Source organism: Petrimonas sp. (assembly GCF_963921705.1).
GTDB classification, from domain to species: Bacteria; Bacteroidota; Bacteroidia; order Bacteroidales; family Dysgonomonadaceae; genus Petrimonas; species Petrimonas sulfuriphila.
In genome coordinates this window covers 504,727-519,266 of record NZ_OY997410.1, presented here as the reverse complement: position 1 = coordinate 519,266, position 14,540 = coordinate 504,727, and the positions used below count along the sequence as shown (strand labels likewise).

Here is a 14,540-nt window from a genome sequence, read left to right as displayed (position 1 = left end):
CACTTTTGTGTGTTTTTTCCTTTGGGCAAAAAACATTTGGTTTTACGGAATATTTTTCAATTCTGATCCAAAAAAGCCGTCGTAATGACACTTGGTTGTTCCTTACAATTGTATTTCAAGCAACTACACTGGCTTGATTGATACCGTAGAAAGATTGGTTCTCACGAAAAAAACCGACAAGGTCATCATATGTGGAATAAACGGGGATCGTTTCCGAACCGAGGTATTCGATCCCATTGCCAAGGCTATGCACCCGAATACCCATTAGTTTCATTGTTCGCAGCAGTTTGCTATCACATTCTGCAAACACAATCCCTTTCTTTCTGTTGCAAATCGGGTACATGGCATAGAGCAACAGCGATTTGAACAGTAACAATCCATGACGGCCGATATCGGTATTGACTGCCAATCGTCCTATATGCCAAATTGCAGAACAACTATCATCGGGTGAAATATCGTTTAGGCATTGAATGCCGAATAAAGACTGTATGGGCAGTGTTTCTCTCCCATCCCACAGCATCAGGCGGATGGCTCCTATAATGTTATTCTCACTATTTTTTGCTACAAATATCCGTGAATGGTTAAAATAACGCACTTCTTCCCGATATACTGCTTCGACTTCTGCATCGAAATGAATATTGGGCCGGCTATTGGAATGATGCTTGTAGTTTTCCCGCACCACAAATCCGGCAAGTTCATGCAAACTATCCTCCGACAATTGCCAGATGGTATATTTGTCGTAAAATGTAATGAATTTATCCATTATTTAGATTTATTTTTTTATATTTACGGACACAAAAGTACAGTTGTCGGGGCAAAAGGGAATGACACAAAAGTGTGTTTCTTAAGTTCCGGATGTAAGATCCGTCTGTTTTTATTAAAAGGAGTGTTGTATGGCTAAAAAAGAGGATTTTTTCATTCAGGAGAATGAAATTCTTTTTGTCCCTGATGAGGACTATGCACCCATGGAAAGGTATATTCAGTTTTTGGATGCGTTCTCACGAACTACTTATGTAAGTATTTACGTCATTGACTATTTCAGGAAAAACTTCCTGTATGTGTCTGAAAACCCTTTATTCCTTTGTGGTATGCCTGCCGGAAAGGTCAGGGATATGGGATACGATTTTTATCTTGAACGTGTGACGGATGCAGACCTGCCACTTCTACTGGAAATCAACCGGGCAGGTTTTTTGTTCTCGGAGTCTGTTCCGCCTGTGAACCGGCTGGAATATACGCTTGTTTACGATTTCCATATGAAACAACCGTCAGGCAAGGCTATGCTTGTCCACCATGAAATCACACCGCTACATTTGACAAGGGACGGCAGGATATGGTTGGCGTTATGCTCGGTATCCCTCTCCTCACAGACGAAAGCCGGTAATATCGAGATTTCCCGTCAGGGTTGTAATTCGCGCTGGAGGTATCATCCGGAAAATAAAAAATGGGTCAAATATGCGGGTGTAGAACTGAAGGATTATGAAAAAGAGGTGCTCCGGTTATCCGCACAAGGCTGCACGATGAACGAAATTTCTGAACAGATCCATAAGTCGGTCGATACCATCAAGGGGTATAAACGGTTACTGTTTGAGAAATTAAACGTGGGTAACATAACCGAAGCCCTTGGTTTTGCCATTCACCACAGGCTGATATAGTATAATTCAAAGTGGAGCTCGAAGCTTTACAATACCTTTACTTGTCTCCCCTGTTTAATTCCTGTCATCTATAATGGATGACAGATAAAATTTTGGATAGCGTTTTGTCTTTTGCCCCGTGGCAATGCAAAACAACAGGTTGGTGCACAATCCGGCGGCTATCCACGAAGCGATAGGAAGTTGCGGTGGCGGAAGTATACTTTTTTCATTTTTGTATTGGGTGATGATTTTTTCAATCCACGGCTTGGGTTGTACCCAGAGTTTAAAGTAATTCACAATGCGCTCTATAAGCTGTACTTCAAAGTTCTCCCATTTATCGGTAAAGTCTTTCAGTTGCGGGCCTGTAGGCTCCACCACAAATGCCAATCCGCCCCAACCGAGATTATAGGGGTGTATGACCGGGACATTATACTTCTGGCACCATTCATCAAAAACAAACGGGATATCCGACTGGAAATCCAATGCGTTTATGGCAACATCTTGTTCTTTAACCAGTTCTTCCACATTGCCGGCATCGATGAATGTATTTATTGCCGTAATGTCAGCATTTGGATTGATACTCAATAAATGCTCTTTCAAAGCTTCGGCTTTGGGTTTACCTATATCCTGCATCCGGTAATTCTGGCGGTTGAGGTTTGATTCTTCCACCACGTCGCCATCCACGATGGTAATGGTTTCAAATCCGAACCGCAATGCGCACTCGGCTATAATACTGCCGATACCTGCACCCCCCAACAGGATACGGAAATGTTTGAGAAGCTGTTGCTCTTCCGGGCGGACATAAATCCGGTTCCTACTGTATCTTTCTTCCATTTTGTCTTATTTTTGCAACAAAGATCGTGAGAAAAAATAGTCAACACAACACACAAAAGTGTGTTTTTTGATCGCTGTGAAAGTTATTTTTTGTATTCGAAATTTTCTGCATCCTCTCTCAATCGCTCCGCTTCCAGTTCTTTCAGCCTTGCCCTTTCCAACCTTCTGGTTTTTTCGATAACTGCTTTTTCGTGCTGTTTCACCAGTTTACGGATCATTCTCACGCTATCCCTCCGGTTCTCGAAAATACTGTCGAGATCGTTTACACCTGCAGGGGTGATTTCTCCCTGCATCTGGACGTAACGGTACTTTAAATCGTTGTCCTTGCAGGTAGTGATTTCTTTCTGCTGGTAGAATACGATGAAAAATAAAATTAGGCACATGATACATAACCCGATCATCCCGTAAAATACCTTACTGGAAGCGATACTGAAAATATGGTGGTATTCAGTCCTAACCGGTTTGCGGATTTCTCTGATGGCTTCATCCAGTTTACCGGATAACTCGTCGATGGCCGACAAGCCGAGTATTTCGGGTTGGGTGGGAGCGCTATTACTGTTCCCTGCCTTTACAATCTCCCTGATTTCCTCGAAAAGCGTGTATATCTCGTTTATTTCTATATTCTTCATTTTTTATTATGTTAATGTGTTGTTGCCTTAATGCTTTATTGCATACTTGTATTCATGCATTGGTGTACCGGTGTAATGAGATCATGATGTCAGGACTTATTGGGATACTGACTTAATGCATTATGCAGACTACATCTGCCGCCCATACCTGCGTTTCTTCTTTTTCTTCGGTTGCCGGTAAAGGTATTCCTGATTGTCGTCCTGACCGCTTGCTGGCCGGATGTCAAACAGTCCTCCCAATCCCGACACGACGGGTTCTGTTCCGTTGTGTACAGTTGCCGATCTGGATTGTATCTGCTCCTGCTGCATGGATTGTCTGGCATTCTGCTTCAGTCGGTAGTCGATCTTCGAGTAGCTGAACATCCTGTCCACTTTCGAGCCGTTGAATGTGTACGCTCCCTTTCTGAATTTAACTCCCTCCACGGCGGAGGTATTGCCTTTGGTCTTGAATTCTGTCTTAATTCCAACCTTGTCGAGTTCCCGTGCCAGCTGTTTCCAATTTTGACATTTGGGTATTACCATTTTAAGTGCCTCGTATATCTCGTATCTACTCTTGTCCGGTTCTTTCAGGCGGTGCTGTTTCACATTCTCCTTGCCGGTGGAATAGTACAATCCGTATTTGTGCGTCAATTCCTTGCAGATCTTCTCGCTCCGGTAGCGGTCGTTACTGTCGGATATGGTCTTTCCATTGTTGACAACCCGATTGAATACAAGGTGGATGTGCGGGTGTTCCTTGTCGAAATGCCTGGCAATGATGTATTGTGTACCGGTGATCCCCATCCGCTGCATGTAATCATGGGCGATTCTTACCATCACCTTGTCGGATAGCTTTTCCTTGTCCTGTGCCGAAAAATCGAGCGAGACATGCCCGACCGGTTTCGATACCCTGCCGTTCATCCCTGCCTGCGTTACAAAGCCGTCGATGACGGTATTCAGGTTTTTCAGGCGTAACCCGTCCGCTGCGAGTATCTGCATATCTTTCCTTTCATCGATGACGTATTTCACCACACCTTTAAAAGAACTTCCCTGTGTGATCTTAGCCATCATTGCGTAAAGCTTCTATCAGGTCGTCGATCTTGACTGCCAGACGGAGGTATTCTCCCCTTGCATTGGCGTACCCCTCGGCATTCGCTCTCCTCGCGATCTGGTTCAGGTTATTTCCCATCCCTGACAGTTTGCGGATATGGTCGTTCATTTCGGGTGTCATCCGTGGACGGATCATGCTCCCAGATATGGACTGCCGGATAAATTCACTCGTGCTGATCCCCGCACTGTTTGCCTTTGTCCTTAGCGAGAAATACTCCCTCGTGTCGAGTTTCACGCTGACGGTGTACCTGCGTTTCTCTCCCAGTTTCTTGGCGGGTCTCCCTCCCCTTTTTATCGTGTTCATACTTTAGTTTTCAATGTCATTTTTCATTATGATTTCATTCCAGACCATCGGGATTTCTTCTCCCTTTTCGGGGAGCAAGCGGGTTTTGGTACTACCAAAACATAAACTTGCTACTCCCGGAAACATAAGGTATCCCATTTTTTGCCGCATTAAATTCCTAATCCCCTTTTTGGTTTTTGGACTGGCTGCTTAGGGGATCGGCTGTGTTTCAAATGTGCCCCTGCGCACAAGTATTCATTCAAGTCCTTGTACCCCGAATAATGGTGCGAGGAATTCCGCACACGGCAACCCAGTTCCTTTTGCAGTTTCCTGAAAACGGTCATCCCTGCCTTGTCATTGTCAAAGAAACAATGTATCTGTTGGTAGTCCGCTAATAGCGGTAATGCTTTCTGCTGGTTTGCCGTCGAGTTGAGAATGATACTGTCATGCCGGTTCGAACTTGGATATTCGGGATTGAGCTGCTTGCGTATGGTAAGTAGGGAAAGGTAGTCCATAAATCCCTCGAAAACGAAACAGCTTTCCTTTCCGCTTTCCTGCCGGATACGGGTGATATCCTTGGGGGCGATGCATCCCTTGAATGCCGGGTTGCGTAGTTCATAGCCTCCGGCATCGTTGGCAAAGCCGATGGCATAGTAGATGTTTCCTGCTGCGCTGTAGTGTATCTCCCTGCATTGTTCCAGTGCGATATCCGCATTGATCTTCCGGATTTGCAGGTACTCCAACAGCCGGGGATGTTCCAGCGGTTTATCTTCCATCAGGGTGATCCCGCTGTTCCTTTCAGGATTCCGGTGAAAGGAAAGGGATAGTTGCTCCTCCATGGGTATGAGCGGCTGTTCCCTCAGATGTTCGATGGCGTCATTGAAAGTGCATCCCTCCAGTTTCATCACCAGGTCGATGATGCTTCCTCCCTCGTCGCTTCCGAAGTCGTACCACAGATTTTTGGAATAATCGATTTTGAGGCTTGGCGTGCTGTCATCCCTGAACGGGCTCCTGTACATCCCGTAGCCGGAATATTCCCTTGCAGGGTAAAATCCCCGACTTTTCAGGTAATCCCTTATCTGTATGTTTTTTATATTGTCTCTATTCATTTTTCTGTTGTTTTGTTGCGGTTTATCCAATACTTGCTGTATTACAATACATTACACTGACAACACTTCCACAACAAGTATTATTTCCGTTGCCGCCCGTTCCCGACAATCCCGGTTTTGTTGTACGGTTGTTGTGCTTTTGTTGTTATTTTTCTTTCATTGATTATTAACCAATTAACGATGAAAGAAAAACATCACAACAGGATTTTATCGATCACCTCTTTCCCTACCTCCAGATACCGTCCTTTCCTGTCCAGTGGACTTATCTCCCCGTTAGGGCCTATACTGTAAAATGTATAATCGCTGTTGTGATCCGAACGGAGCTTCCAGTTATCCTTTAGAATGTTCCGGATTTGAGGAAGGTTTGCTTTCAATCCTGCATTCCGTACCACGTCAAGTAAATCTTTCGGGCAGCAATGGATTCCGGTCAGGTTGAGCCGTTCCATGACCTCGGCACAATAGGAAGCCATTTCAATCTCGACCTTGCTCGAATTGTATTTCTTTATCTTGTTCAGCGCAGGGGTTTCAAGCAGCGAGGGTTTGAACCACATGCGGGATTCGTTTTGCGTGGATAGCTTCCGGTTCTTCAGAAAATGCAGGAAAAAGGGTATTTCCTTTGTCATCAATTCCTTTAGGGAAGTTATATCCTTTTCGACCGGTTTGATTTTACGAACCCAGAAACGGATTTCTTCCCTCGGGATGATAATCGGGTTCTTTTCATTATTGGAACAGAGTACGAACTTGGCAAAGAACTCGATCTCACGACGGTCTTTCCCCTTGGCTTCAATCTTGTAGTCTCCGGCTGTTGACAGGTTCTTGATCTTCTCGGTATCCTCCATCCTGTTCAACAGCAACTCATCGACCAGGATCAACAGCCGGTTTGCCCAGTCGGCATTGAACTGGCTTTTAAAATCCTCGTTCGTGTTGAATGTGGCATTCTTCCCGAATAATGCTTTCAGGAATTTCAGGAACGTTGTCTTGCCCGTTTCTCTTTCATTGGATACAAGCAGGAGAATGGGCAGCATTTGTGTCGGACGGACATACAGTAGTTGGATATAATCCAGTCCCAGCTCTATCTGTTCCTCGAAAATATGTTCCAGAAATAGCCGGATATAAGGAAAATCACCCTCGCAGGGTGCATGGCCAACAGGTTCGTACTGGTTGAGGAAAGTTCCATAGGCCTGCTGATAGTCTATATGGCTGGGTATGATACAAAATCCGTCGTATTTCCCGATTTCGGGGAGACTGTTTTTCCCGTAATCCTGCCGTAACGCTTCATAGCTCCAGACAATCTTTTCCTCGATAAAATCACCACTGATCAGTGGTCGCCTGACATTCTTGTACAGGGTTGTCCCGACACGGAAATATTCTCTTTTATCTTCCATGGCTTCATTTCATTTTCCTCCGTGCGCTACGGGCAACGGTTCGGGTGATTTCACTATAGTCATGACGGTTTCGTGTCTGGCTTGCAGCCCATTTCAGTACCTCTTTCCGTGAAAAGACAAGTTTGCCATTATAAATCCGGTGCGGGATATCTCCTGCGGAAGTGAGCTTGTACATCTTTCCTCTGGATGTGGGATAACCGTTTTCTTTCAGGAAGGCAAGTATCTCCACAAGGTTGGCTGCATCCGTATCGTTCTTTTGCTCTGCCGGTGCCGGCAGTAACCCGTGTACCGCATCCTTTACCAGTGCTTTCAATTCGTCGGGTGTAGTGATAATAATTTTCTCCATTACGTTTTCTTTTAAATTATAAATAGAAATCCATCGCACAAAGTAAAGTCGTATATTACTGAAAATCAAATCACAAAATCGGTTTACAGATGTCTGTATTATGAAGCCACTCGATGCCACTCACAGACAAACGTAAAGTAATGGCAGAGATTAAACTTTACATTTTAACAATACCATATGTCAATCCGGAGACAGTCGAAGCCACTCGATGCCAAACGTAAAGTGGTAATTATTTTCGGTTAAATAAATATAAATAGAAAGGGGGAGTATCTGGAAATGAGAGGTGGCAACAGTTATAAGATACTGTATAACTATAATTTATCTACCAACTTTTTCAATCCCTGCAATATGGATCGGGTAGTAAAGATATGCGGATAATACTGAATGCTGCTGAACTTGTCACTTGCAGTTTCAGGGATTTCTGCCTTGATAATCTCCGCATCGATCCACTTATCAACGGTCGGACGGGAAATGCATAATATATCGCTCATTTCACGCTTGCTCAACTCGACCGGTTCGGTGATACCGTTTCGGGAAATATATCGTTCAAGTGATACAAGGGCTCTTTTAAGGTTTTCAGGCTGTGCGGTATATGACTGCTTACGTTGCTTCAGGGTTATAACTGCGTTTTCAATATCAAGACCATCAAGTTCAGGGTTGGATTTAAGTTCCAGCCTTACATCTTCAAATCCTCTCAGATCGGAAAGGGGAAAGGTATATTTGCGGGGACGTGCCATAATCCATGATTTTGAATAGCAAACATACTATTTATTATTCGATTTCAGTAGATAACGTTGTTTTTCTTTTCATTGTTTTTCTGGGCGCATGTTTGTTATTTGTTTGTTATAAGAAAAAAGCACCTACCGGAATAAACCGATAAGTGCTTGATGATGAACGAGCGGCAAACGAGACTCGAACTCGCGACCCTCAGCTTGGGAAGCTAATGCTCTACCGACTGAGCTATTGCCGCAAATAGTTATGCAAATGTAACATTTTTTTCGATCGATTTATTCATTGGGCAAGAGTTTTTTTCACTTTTGTTCCGAACGAACAAAAAAATATTGTACCTTTGCATACGTAAAAATCGGGATGTAGCACAGTTGGCTAGCGCGCCACGTTCGGGACGTGGAGGTCGGGTGTTCGAGTCACCTCATCCCGACAAAGATAAAAAGACGAAAGTTTCAGGCTTTCGTCTTTTTTAGAAGTTATATTCTCTTTCCGTTGTCTTTCCCTTATAGCTTCAAATAGCTTTTTAGAGATTCCACATAATCTTCAAAAGCTTTCACGCCAACCGGCGTTATTTTACAAACGGTACGCGTGCGTTTTCCCGCAAATCCCCTCTCCACTTCAATGTATCCAGCTTCGTTCAGCTTGTCGATCTGCACACTCAGGTTGCCGGAGGTCGCTTTTGTTTGTTCTTTCAGGTAAACAAAATCGGCTTCATCTACCGACAACAGTATTGACATAACTGCCAGTCGAAGTTCGGAATGAAGGAGCGGATCTAGTTCCTTAAACATGGTTTTTTCGGTTTTTATAATTCAAAATATGTCCGGGAATGACTTGGACTAACAAGAAAAGAGCAGCAAAGACAAGGATTGAATCTAGCGATTCGCGAAGGATCAAGCACAGAATCGACAAAAGCATCCCTCCAAAACCGGAAATAACCAATGGCTTAAACTTGATAACAAGTCCCGTCATAGCCGTCCCGGCACTAATAAGCAAGACTACCAAAAACAGTACCGGGAAATTGTGTATTACGGCTGCAGCCATCGAAGGGATCAACGCCGAAACCCCCATGACAATCCATACATAGCTGATTACTTTGTCGATATACGTTTTGGGAAGAGTTGTTTTCCTCTTCAGGGCGAGCAGCATTACGGGAAATCCGATAACTGGAATGGCAAACCAGAGGAAATTCCAGTTCTGATTTCCGGTTTTACCGAGTAAATACCACACTGTTAATGAAACGGCTATGGTGACATAGCCCCAAATCAGGAACGGAATACCGCTCCCTTTTTCCATTTTCTTTTGCGTGTTGCGGATCATCTGAGTGATAAGTTCCAGACTTTCTTTTTCATTTAATTGTTTGTCTTCCATTTTGTTTAATATTTTAATGAATAGTTATTTCAAGTTTATAATCAAAATACGACGCAAATATAAATCGATTTATAATATAAACCTTGTTTATGCACGAAAAAAGCCGTCTGTTTAACTTTATTTAATGTTTTTGGTTATTCGCGTGGAGATTCTTTTAAGATAGGAATTTCTCTTTTTACGCTCTGGCTCAGCGAAATCATGGTTTCGGTGGCTACAACACCGGGAATCTCCTGAATTTTGTTGTTTAGCAAGTCCATTAGGTGCTCGTTGTCTTTAGCATAAAGCTTTATAAGAAGAGTGTATGGCCCAGTAGTAAAATGACACTCGGTTACTTCGGGAATCTTTTCAAACTCGGGAATCACGTTCTTGTACATCGATCCTTTTTCGAGTTTCACACCGATATAAGCGCTTGCAGCATATCCGAGTATTTTGGGATTGACATGATAACCTGATCCTGTTATGACATTGTTTTCCACCATACGCTGAACACGTTGATGAATGGCAGCGCGTGAAACTCCGCATTGATCCGCAACATCTCTGAATGGGATGCGGGCATTTTGTGAAATAATTTCAAGTATTTGCCTGTCTAGTTTGTCGATTTTTTCCATGGGAACTCGTTTTAAAATATTAGGGCAAAGATAGAGAAAAAGTCACAATAAAATAGCATTTTGAGAAGTTTATTTCAATAAAATAGTGCTTTTAGTACAAAATAGGGGTTAATAACCGCTTAATTGTTTACAAAAAGTTACTCAAACAAGGTTGTTCCGACATAAATAATCTGCAAATTTCAGATCGAGTGGGGTGGTAATCTTTATATTTCTTTCATCGCCTTTCACCAATTTTATCTGAATTCCACTGTCTTCAGCCACTGAAGCGTCATCGGTAAATTCTTCGCGGTAAGGTGTTTCGTAGGCATTTTTTAGCAAATCGGCCGGAAAGACCTGCGGAGTTTGCACCACACGGATTTTTTTACGGTCAAGAGCTTTACTCTCGTATGCAGTAAGAATACGGACACTATTCTTTTCCTCGATAACCGGAATGACTCCGCAACGAAAATCAAAAGCTTCCCGGTAACATCTCCCGATCACTTCTTTAGGGATGAACGGTCGGGCGGCATCGTGAATCCCTACAATCTCGTCTTTCTGGATTTCTTCCAGTCCGTTTTTCACGGAGTGGAAGCGTGTTTCTCCCCCGCTGACAATGCTGTGTGGTATCCGGAAACCGTGCTTTTCACAAAGTTCTTCCCAGAAGAAGCGAAACTCCTCTGGCAGAACAATAACAATTCGCATCCGGTAATCGAAATTGTAAAAGGCTTCTGCCGTACGCATCAATATGGGTTTCCCGCCAATGGGCTGGAACTGCTTCGGGATTTCTCCGCCTGCCCTCAATCCTTTGCCGCCGGCAACGATAACTACGCTGAAGTGTTGTTCCGGGATCATAAACTCTTAATTGATTTCATCCAATATTTTCTGTAACTCCTCATCGGTTTTTGTGAGTCTTTCTTTACAGAATGCGATGAGTTCCGATGCGCGTTTCACTTTTTCGGTCAACGCGTCCACATCCAATTCCCCCGATTCAATCGCCGAAACAATCTCTTCGAGTTCCTGTTTGGCCTGTGAGTAGGTAAGAGCTGATTCTTTCATTTATCTGACTGTTTTTCTGAATCTTTTTTTATGATAAACCGAGCAATAGCCGAGTAATTCGTTATCATCAGATAACCGACTATCAAACTTAAAATTTTTATTCCCCAAGAGATATAATCGGTCAGGAGCGCGCTTTCCACATGGTCCGTTATTTCGTTCCGGTTCTTTACTACTAGCTTTAAAAGAAAAAGGAGGTGAGTTAAAAAGGTTGGCAAGTGGCTGATGATTAGAAATAACCCCGTGGCTATAATAGCTATTTTTAATAAGTTGACGAATTCTATGCGCTTTGCAGACAGCGCATCATCGTCGAATCCTTTGTCTAACTTGAAAATTCTAATAACTGGATCAGGCTTCAAAATAAGCAGTAAAAAAATGTATGCGAACAGCGAAACCACAACTATGGCCAGAATTAGGCTAAGAAGGGGCAGACTGTGAAAAAAGACCACTATGCTGGGAAGGTAGTTAAAAACCACCATGGCCAAGAAATAGAGTCCGAGAATTCTTAGCACGATTCTGAAGAAATCTTTTTTTGTCATGACAGTATTACTTTTTAGTGATTATTGATTCTGCTTTTCCATCTGTAAAAAGGGTCTCGATAATATCATCCTCCGAAAGCTCCGTTGCCGATTTAATGATTTTTCCATTTTTCAATGTCAATGTATACCCCCGTTTCAGGATATTTTCGGGTGACGCCATGTGGATGTATTGACTTTTTTCGGCCACAAAGTGATTTTCTGCTTGCAGCAAACGTTTGGCCTGGTGATTGAGAATAATCGATAACTGCTGCACTACAGAAAGTTCTTCCCGGACAAAAAAACGGGAGGAATGGATCATTCGACGCGATAATTCGCCCAGCTTATCCTGCAAACTTTGCAAGATAAGGCCGCTCTTTTCTACCAGACGCTGCTGTAAATCCATCAACTCGACGGCCGTTTTGGAGGCGTGAGAAATCAGGAACTCGGCTACTGCTGTCGGAGTTTTTGCCCGTGTGTGAGCAACGATATCAATCACGGTGATGTCTCGTTCGTGGCCGATTCCGCTGATTACAGGAAGCGGGAACTGCGCACAGTTGGTTGCCAGATAGTAAGAATCAAAACAACTTAAATCGGACGAAGAACCGCCGCCGCGAATAATGGTAACGGCATCGAAGTGTTCTTTGTGGGCGTAAATTTTTTCCAGGGCAGCGATTACCGACGGTTCACTCCGCTCCCCTTGCATGATTGCCGGAAACAACCGGGTATAAAACACAAACCCGTACGGGTTTTTTGCCAATTGATCGCAGAAATCTTCGTACCCGGCGGCTGTTGGCGATGAAATTACCGCAATCCGGTTCGTCAGTTCGGGAAACGTAAGCTCTTTGTTAAGCGTTAAGACGCCTTCTTCCTCCAACTTCCTGAGAACGAGTTGCCGGTTTCGGGCAATTTCGCCGATAGTGAACGAAGGATCTATATCCACCACCGAGAGAGAGAAGCCGTACAGTTCGTGAAAATCCACCGAGACCCGTACCAAAATACTTAATCCCGATACAAATGGCTGTCCTGTCTCCGTCTCGAAATAGGATGAAAGCATTTCATACACATTGTTCCAAATAACTCCACGCGCGCGCGCAACAATGTTTTGCCCCCTGGCATCTTTTTCAATAAACTCTAAATAACAATGCCCGTTCCGGTTGAGGCGCACATCACTGGTTTCGGCACGTACCCAATAGGTGTCGGGCAGGTGGTCGCGGATGGCGTCACTCACCTGACCGTTGAGTTCCGATAACGAAAGTGAATTTTCGGGCATACCGTTATTTTTGGTTTGTTTTATCAGTCCCGGATCACAATTTGAACCGGACCGTTTTCTGTGTAAAAGGTGATTTGAAGACGAAATGTATGAATTGATTAGCTTTTTTGACCTCCTGTTGAACAGGAACAATGAGCTTTTCGTTTTCAAACTCGTGTTTTGCTATCAGGTTACCCGATTCATCCAACACATTTACCGTGTAGGCATCGAATGAAAAATCGGGCTCGGTAATGGTTATCTCGAAACTGTTTTTCGCAGTACGCGATATGGAAAAACAGTCTTCGGCAACCAGCTTTTCGTGGGTTTCCAGTTTGCTTAAAACGACCCTTACCGCTTTCCTGAAATCGGGGATACCGTACCCGTAAACAGAATCGGGACGGTTATACCGGTCGGACGATCGTTTCACAATATCCAGCACTTCCGCCCGGTTCATGCTAGGATTTACCGACCACAACGAAGCCACAAGTCCGGCTACAAAAGGCGATGAAAGCGATGTTCCGTTCGTGAAATCTAATAAGCCGTTGTTACTTATAGTTACCGTATTTTTTCCTGCGGAAACAATATCAGGTTTCAAGCGGTTGTCGGCCGTAAAACCTTTTGAACTGAACAAAGCAATTAGGCTGTCTGTTCCAACTGCTCCCACGGTCAGGGCATGTTGCGCATCGCCTGGAGCCGATATTTTCTGCCACGGTTTATTGCCTTCATTCCCCGCACTTGTGACCAGGATCATTCCCTTTTCGTAAGCTCTATTGGCAGCGAGGGTCATAAAAGATGTCTTTCCGTCTAAACTTTCGGGTTTATAATTCAGGGTAGTATCGTCGAAGGCGGTGTATCCCAGCGATGAATTTATCAGGTCGATCCCGATGCTGTCGGCATATTCAACGGCCCGTACCCAGTAATCCTCTTCCACGGGAAACTCACTCACAACGTCTTCGGAACGAAGCAAATAATACCTCGCAGAAGGAGCCGATCCCACCATTACCCCGGGCAGGTTTGCCGCCATGGTCGAAAAGACTTTGGTGCCGTGGTCGCTAGATGCAAAAATATCGCCTTCGGGAACAAAACTCCTGAACCCTGCCAAGTTAACATCCCCGAATTGCGGGATAACATCGGCGTTGGTAAATCCGGCATCGATAACGGCTACGTTTATGCCTTTTCCGGTGAATCCGCTCAACACCATCTGTTGGGCATTGTGGAGCGCAAATTGTTTTTCTGTAAGTCCGAATCCATTTTCCTCTCCGCTTTCTTCCGGGCAATCGGGCCACCCGAGTCGGGGGCGAACAGGGTTGCGGTAATTCCGTTCGATACCCCGCCAAACATATCTGGCAGAATCCACAAACGGGAGTTGTAGAATAGCGTTGATCTGAGAGCTGTCTCTTAATTGAATCACGATGGTTTTAAACCATTTGCTGTACGAAACCGGCTTCCCGCCCGCATTTTTCAATTGATTGAAATAGTCGGGAGAAATAGGGAGGTCCGATTGATCTATTTTTACCTGTTGTTGCTTTTTACGCTCAATAGCTTTCGGGGTGAGGAACTTTTCAGGCTCGGAAACCGGGAATACCGGATTTCCCTTATCTTTCAGGTAAACCCTGAATCGATACTGCAACTGCGTGTTTTGAGCGGACAAGGCAATGCTGAAAAACAAGAAAAGTGAGATGCCGTAGAATTTCATTTTATCTCGATACATGATGGAGGGACAAATATACGCA

General features: G+C 44.1%; 18 protein-coding genes and 2 tRNA genes. 2 read left to right on the top strand and 18 right to left on the bottom strand.

Annotation, left to right across the window (positions count from 1 at the left end; genetic code table 11):
- Positions 1-115: 115 nt before the first annotated feature.
- Positions 116-763 (bottom strand): hypothetical protein, encoded by a 648-nt coding sequence (locus AACM02_RS02230; RefSeq protein WP_045088823.1) that lies wholly within the window; start codon positions 761-763, stop codon positions 116-118.
- A 130-nt stretch (positions 764-893) separates the two neighbouring features.
- Here AACM02_RS02230 and AACM02_RS02225 point away from each other — a divergent pair, with 130 nt between their 5' ends.
- Entirely contained in the window at positions 894-1,652 is a 759-nt protein-coding gene (locus tag AACM02_RS02225; protein ID WP_339115937.1) for a LuxR C-terminal-related transcriptional regulator, read from the top strand.
- A 54-nt stretch (positions 1,653-1,706) separates the two neighbouring features.
- Here AACM02_RS02225 and AACM02_RS02220 read toward each other — a convergent pair whose 3' ends face one another.
- From AACM02_RS02220 to AACM02_RS02180, 9 genes are all read right to left on the bottom strand, one after another.
- Positions 1,707-2,465, bottom strand: a complete 759-nt coding sequence (locus tag AACM02_RS02220; RefSeq protein WP_045088821.1) for a ThiF family adenylyltransferase — start codon at positions 2,463-2,465, stop codon at positions 1,707-1,709.
- An 83-nt stretch (positions 2,466-2,548) separates the two neighbouring features.
- Positions 2,549-3,094, bottom strand: coding sequence for a hypothetical protein (locus AACM02_RS02215; protein ID WP_339115936.1), 546 nt, complete (start codon positions 3,092-3,094; stop codon positions 2,549-2,551).
- A 129-nt stretch (positions 3,095-3,223) separates the two neighbouring features.
- On the bottom strand, positions 3,224-4,141 hold the full coding sequence (locus AACM02_RS02210; RefSeq protein WP_339115935.1) for a relaxase/mobilization nuclease domain-containing protein: 918 nt from the start codon (positions 4,139-4,141) through the stop codon (positions 3,224-3,226).
- Positions 4,131-4,484 (bottom strand): MobC family plasmid mobilization relaxosome protein, encoded by a 354-nt coding sequence (locus AACM02_RS02205; RefSeq protein ID WP_313379803.1) that lies wholly within the window; start codon positions 4,482-4,484, stop codon positions 4,131-4,133. The genes AACM02_RS02210 and AACM02_RS02205 overlap by 11 nt, the downstream gene beginning before the upstream one ends.
- Before the next feature lie 149 nt (positions 4,485-4,633).
- A complete protein-coding gene (locus tag AACM02_RS02200; RefSeq protein WP_339115934.1) occupies positions 4,634-5,572 on the bottom strand; it encodes a toprim domain-containing protein in 939 nt (312 codons plus the stop codon).
- Positions 5,573-5,766: 194 nt separating this feature from the next.
- Positions 5,767-6,957 carry a primase-helicase family protein gene (locus AACM02_RS02195; RefSeq protein ID WP_045088817.1) on the bottom strand — a complete coding sequence of 397 codons (1,191 nt, stop codon included), beginning with the start codon at positions 6,955-6,957 and terminating at the stop codon, positions 5,767-5,769.
- Positions 6,958-6,961: 4 nt separating this feature from the next.
- Positions 6,962-7,303, bottom strand: a complete 342-nt coding sequence (locus tag AACM02_RS02190) for a helix-turn-helix domain-containing protein (RefSeq protein WP_339115933.1) — start codon at positions 7,301-7,303, stop codon at positions 6,962-6,964.
- A 311-nt stretch (positions 7,304-7,614) separates the two neighbouring features.
- Positions 7,615-8,040: a hypothetical protein gene (locus AACM02_RS02185; protein WP_045088815.1), complete on the bottom strand. Its 426-nt coding sequence runs from the start codon at positions 8,038-8,040 to the stop codon at positions 7,615-7,617.
- A 160-nt stretch (positions 8,041-8,200) separates the two neighbouring features.
- Positions 8,201-8,273 (bottom strand) — tRNA-Gly (locus tag AACM02_RS02180).
- Between the two features lie 115 nt (positions 8,274-8,388).
- Between AACM02_RS02180 and AACM02_RS02175 the strand changes: the two genes are divergently transcribed.
- Positions 8,389-8,462 (top strand) — tRNA-Pro (locus tag AACM02_RS02175).
- Positions 8,463-8,535: 73 nt separating this feature from the next.
- Here AACM02_RS02175 and AACM02_RS02170 read toward each other — a convergent pair.
- The 8 genes from AACM02_RS02170 to AACM02_RS02135 all read right to left on the bottom strand — a co-directional run bounded on the left by AACM02_RS02170 (position 8,536) and on the right by AACM02_RS02135 (position 14,503).
- Entirely contained in the window at positions 8,536-8,820 is a 285-nt protein-coding gene (locus AACM02_RS02170; protein ID WP_339115932.1) for a transcriptional regulator, read from the bottom strand.
- The gene (locus AACM02_RS02165; protein ID WP_332457650.1) at positions 8,813-9,400 is read right to left on the bottom strand and encodes a hypothetical protein; all 588 of its coding nucleotides are present in this window, start codon (positions 9,398-9,400) and stop codon (positions 8,813-8,815) included. Before AACM02_RS02165 ends, AACM02_RS02170 begins: the two co-directional genes overlap by 8 nt.
- Before the next feature lie 134 nt (positions 9,401-9,534).
- A complete protein-coding gene (locus AACM02_RS02160; RefSeq protein ID WP_332457649.1) occupies positions 9,535-10,008 on the bottom strand; it encodes an Lrp/AsnC family transcriptional regulator in 474 nt (157 codons plus the stop codon).
- Positions 10,009-10,149: 141 nt separating this feature from the next.
- Positions 10,150-10,839 carry a 2-C-methyl-D-erythritol 4-phosphate cytidylyltransferase gene (locus AACM02_RS02155; protein ID WP_339115931.1) on the bottom strand — a complete coding sequence of 230 codons (690 nt, stop codon included), beginning with the start codon at positions 10,837-10,839 and terminating at the stop codon, positions 10,150-10,152.
- Between the two features lie 6 nt (positions 10,840-10,845).
- Positions 10,846-11,043, bottom strand: coding sequence for an exodeoxyribonuclease VII small subunit (xseB, locus tag AACM02_RS02150; protein WP_339115930.1), 198 nt, complete (start codon positions 11,041-11,043; stop codon positions 10,846-10,848).
- Positions 11,040-11,579, bottom strand: coding sequence for a hypothetical protein (locus AACM02_RS02145; protein WP_339115929.1), 540 nt, complete (start codon positions 11,577-11,579; stop codon positions 11,040-11,042). Before AACM02_RS02145 ends, xseB begins: the two co-directional genes overlap by 4 nt.
- A 7-nt stretch (positions 11,580-11,586) precedes the next feature.
- Positions 11,587-12,828, bottom strand: a complete 1,242-nt coding sequence (xseA, locus tag AACM02_RS02140) for an exodeoxyribonuclease VII large subunit (RefSeq protein WP_339115928.1) — start codon at positions 12,826-12,828, stop codon at positions 11,587-11,589.
- Positions 12,829-12,862: 34 nt separating this feature from the next.
- Positions 12,863-14,503 carry a S8 family serine peptidase gene (locus AACM02_RS02135; protein WP_339115927.1) on the bottom strand — a complete coding sequence of 547 codons (1,641 nt, stop codon included), beginning with the start codon at positions 14,501-14,503 and terminating at the stop codon, positions 12,863-12,865.
- Positions 14,504-14,540: the final 37 nt, after the last annotated feature.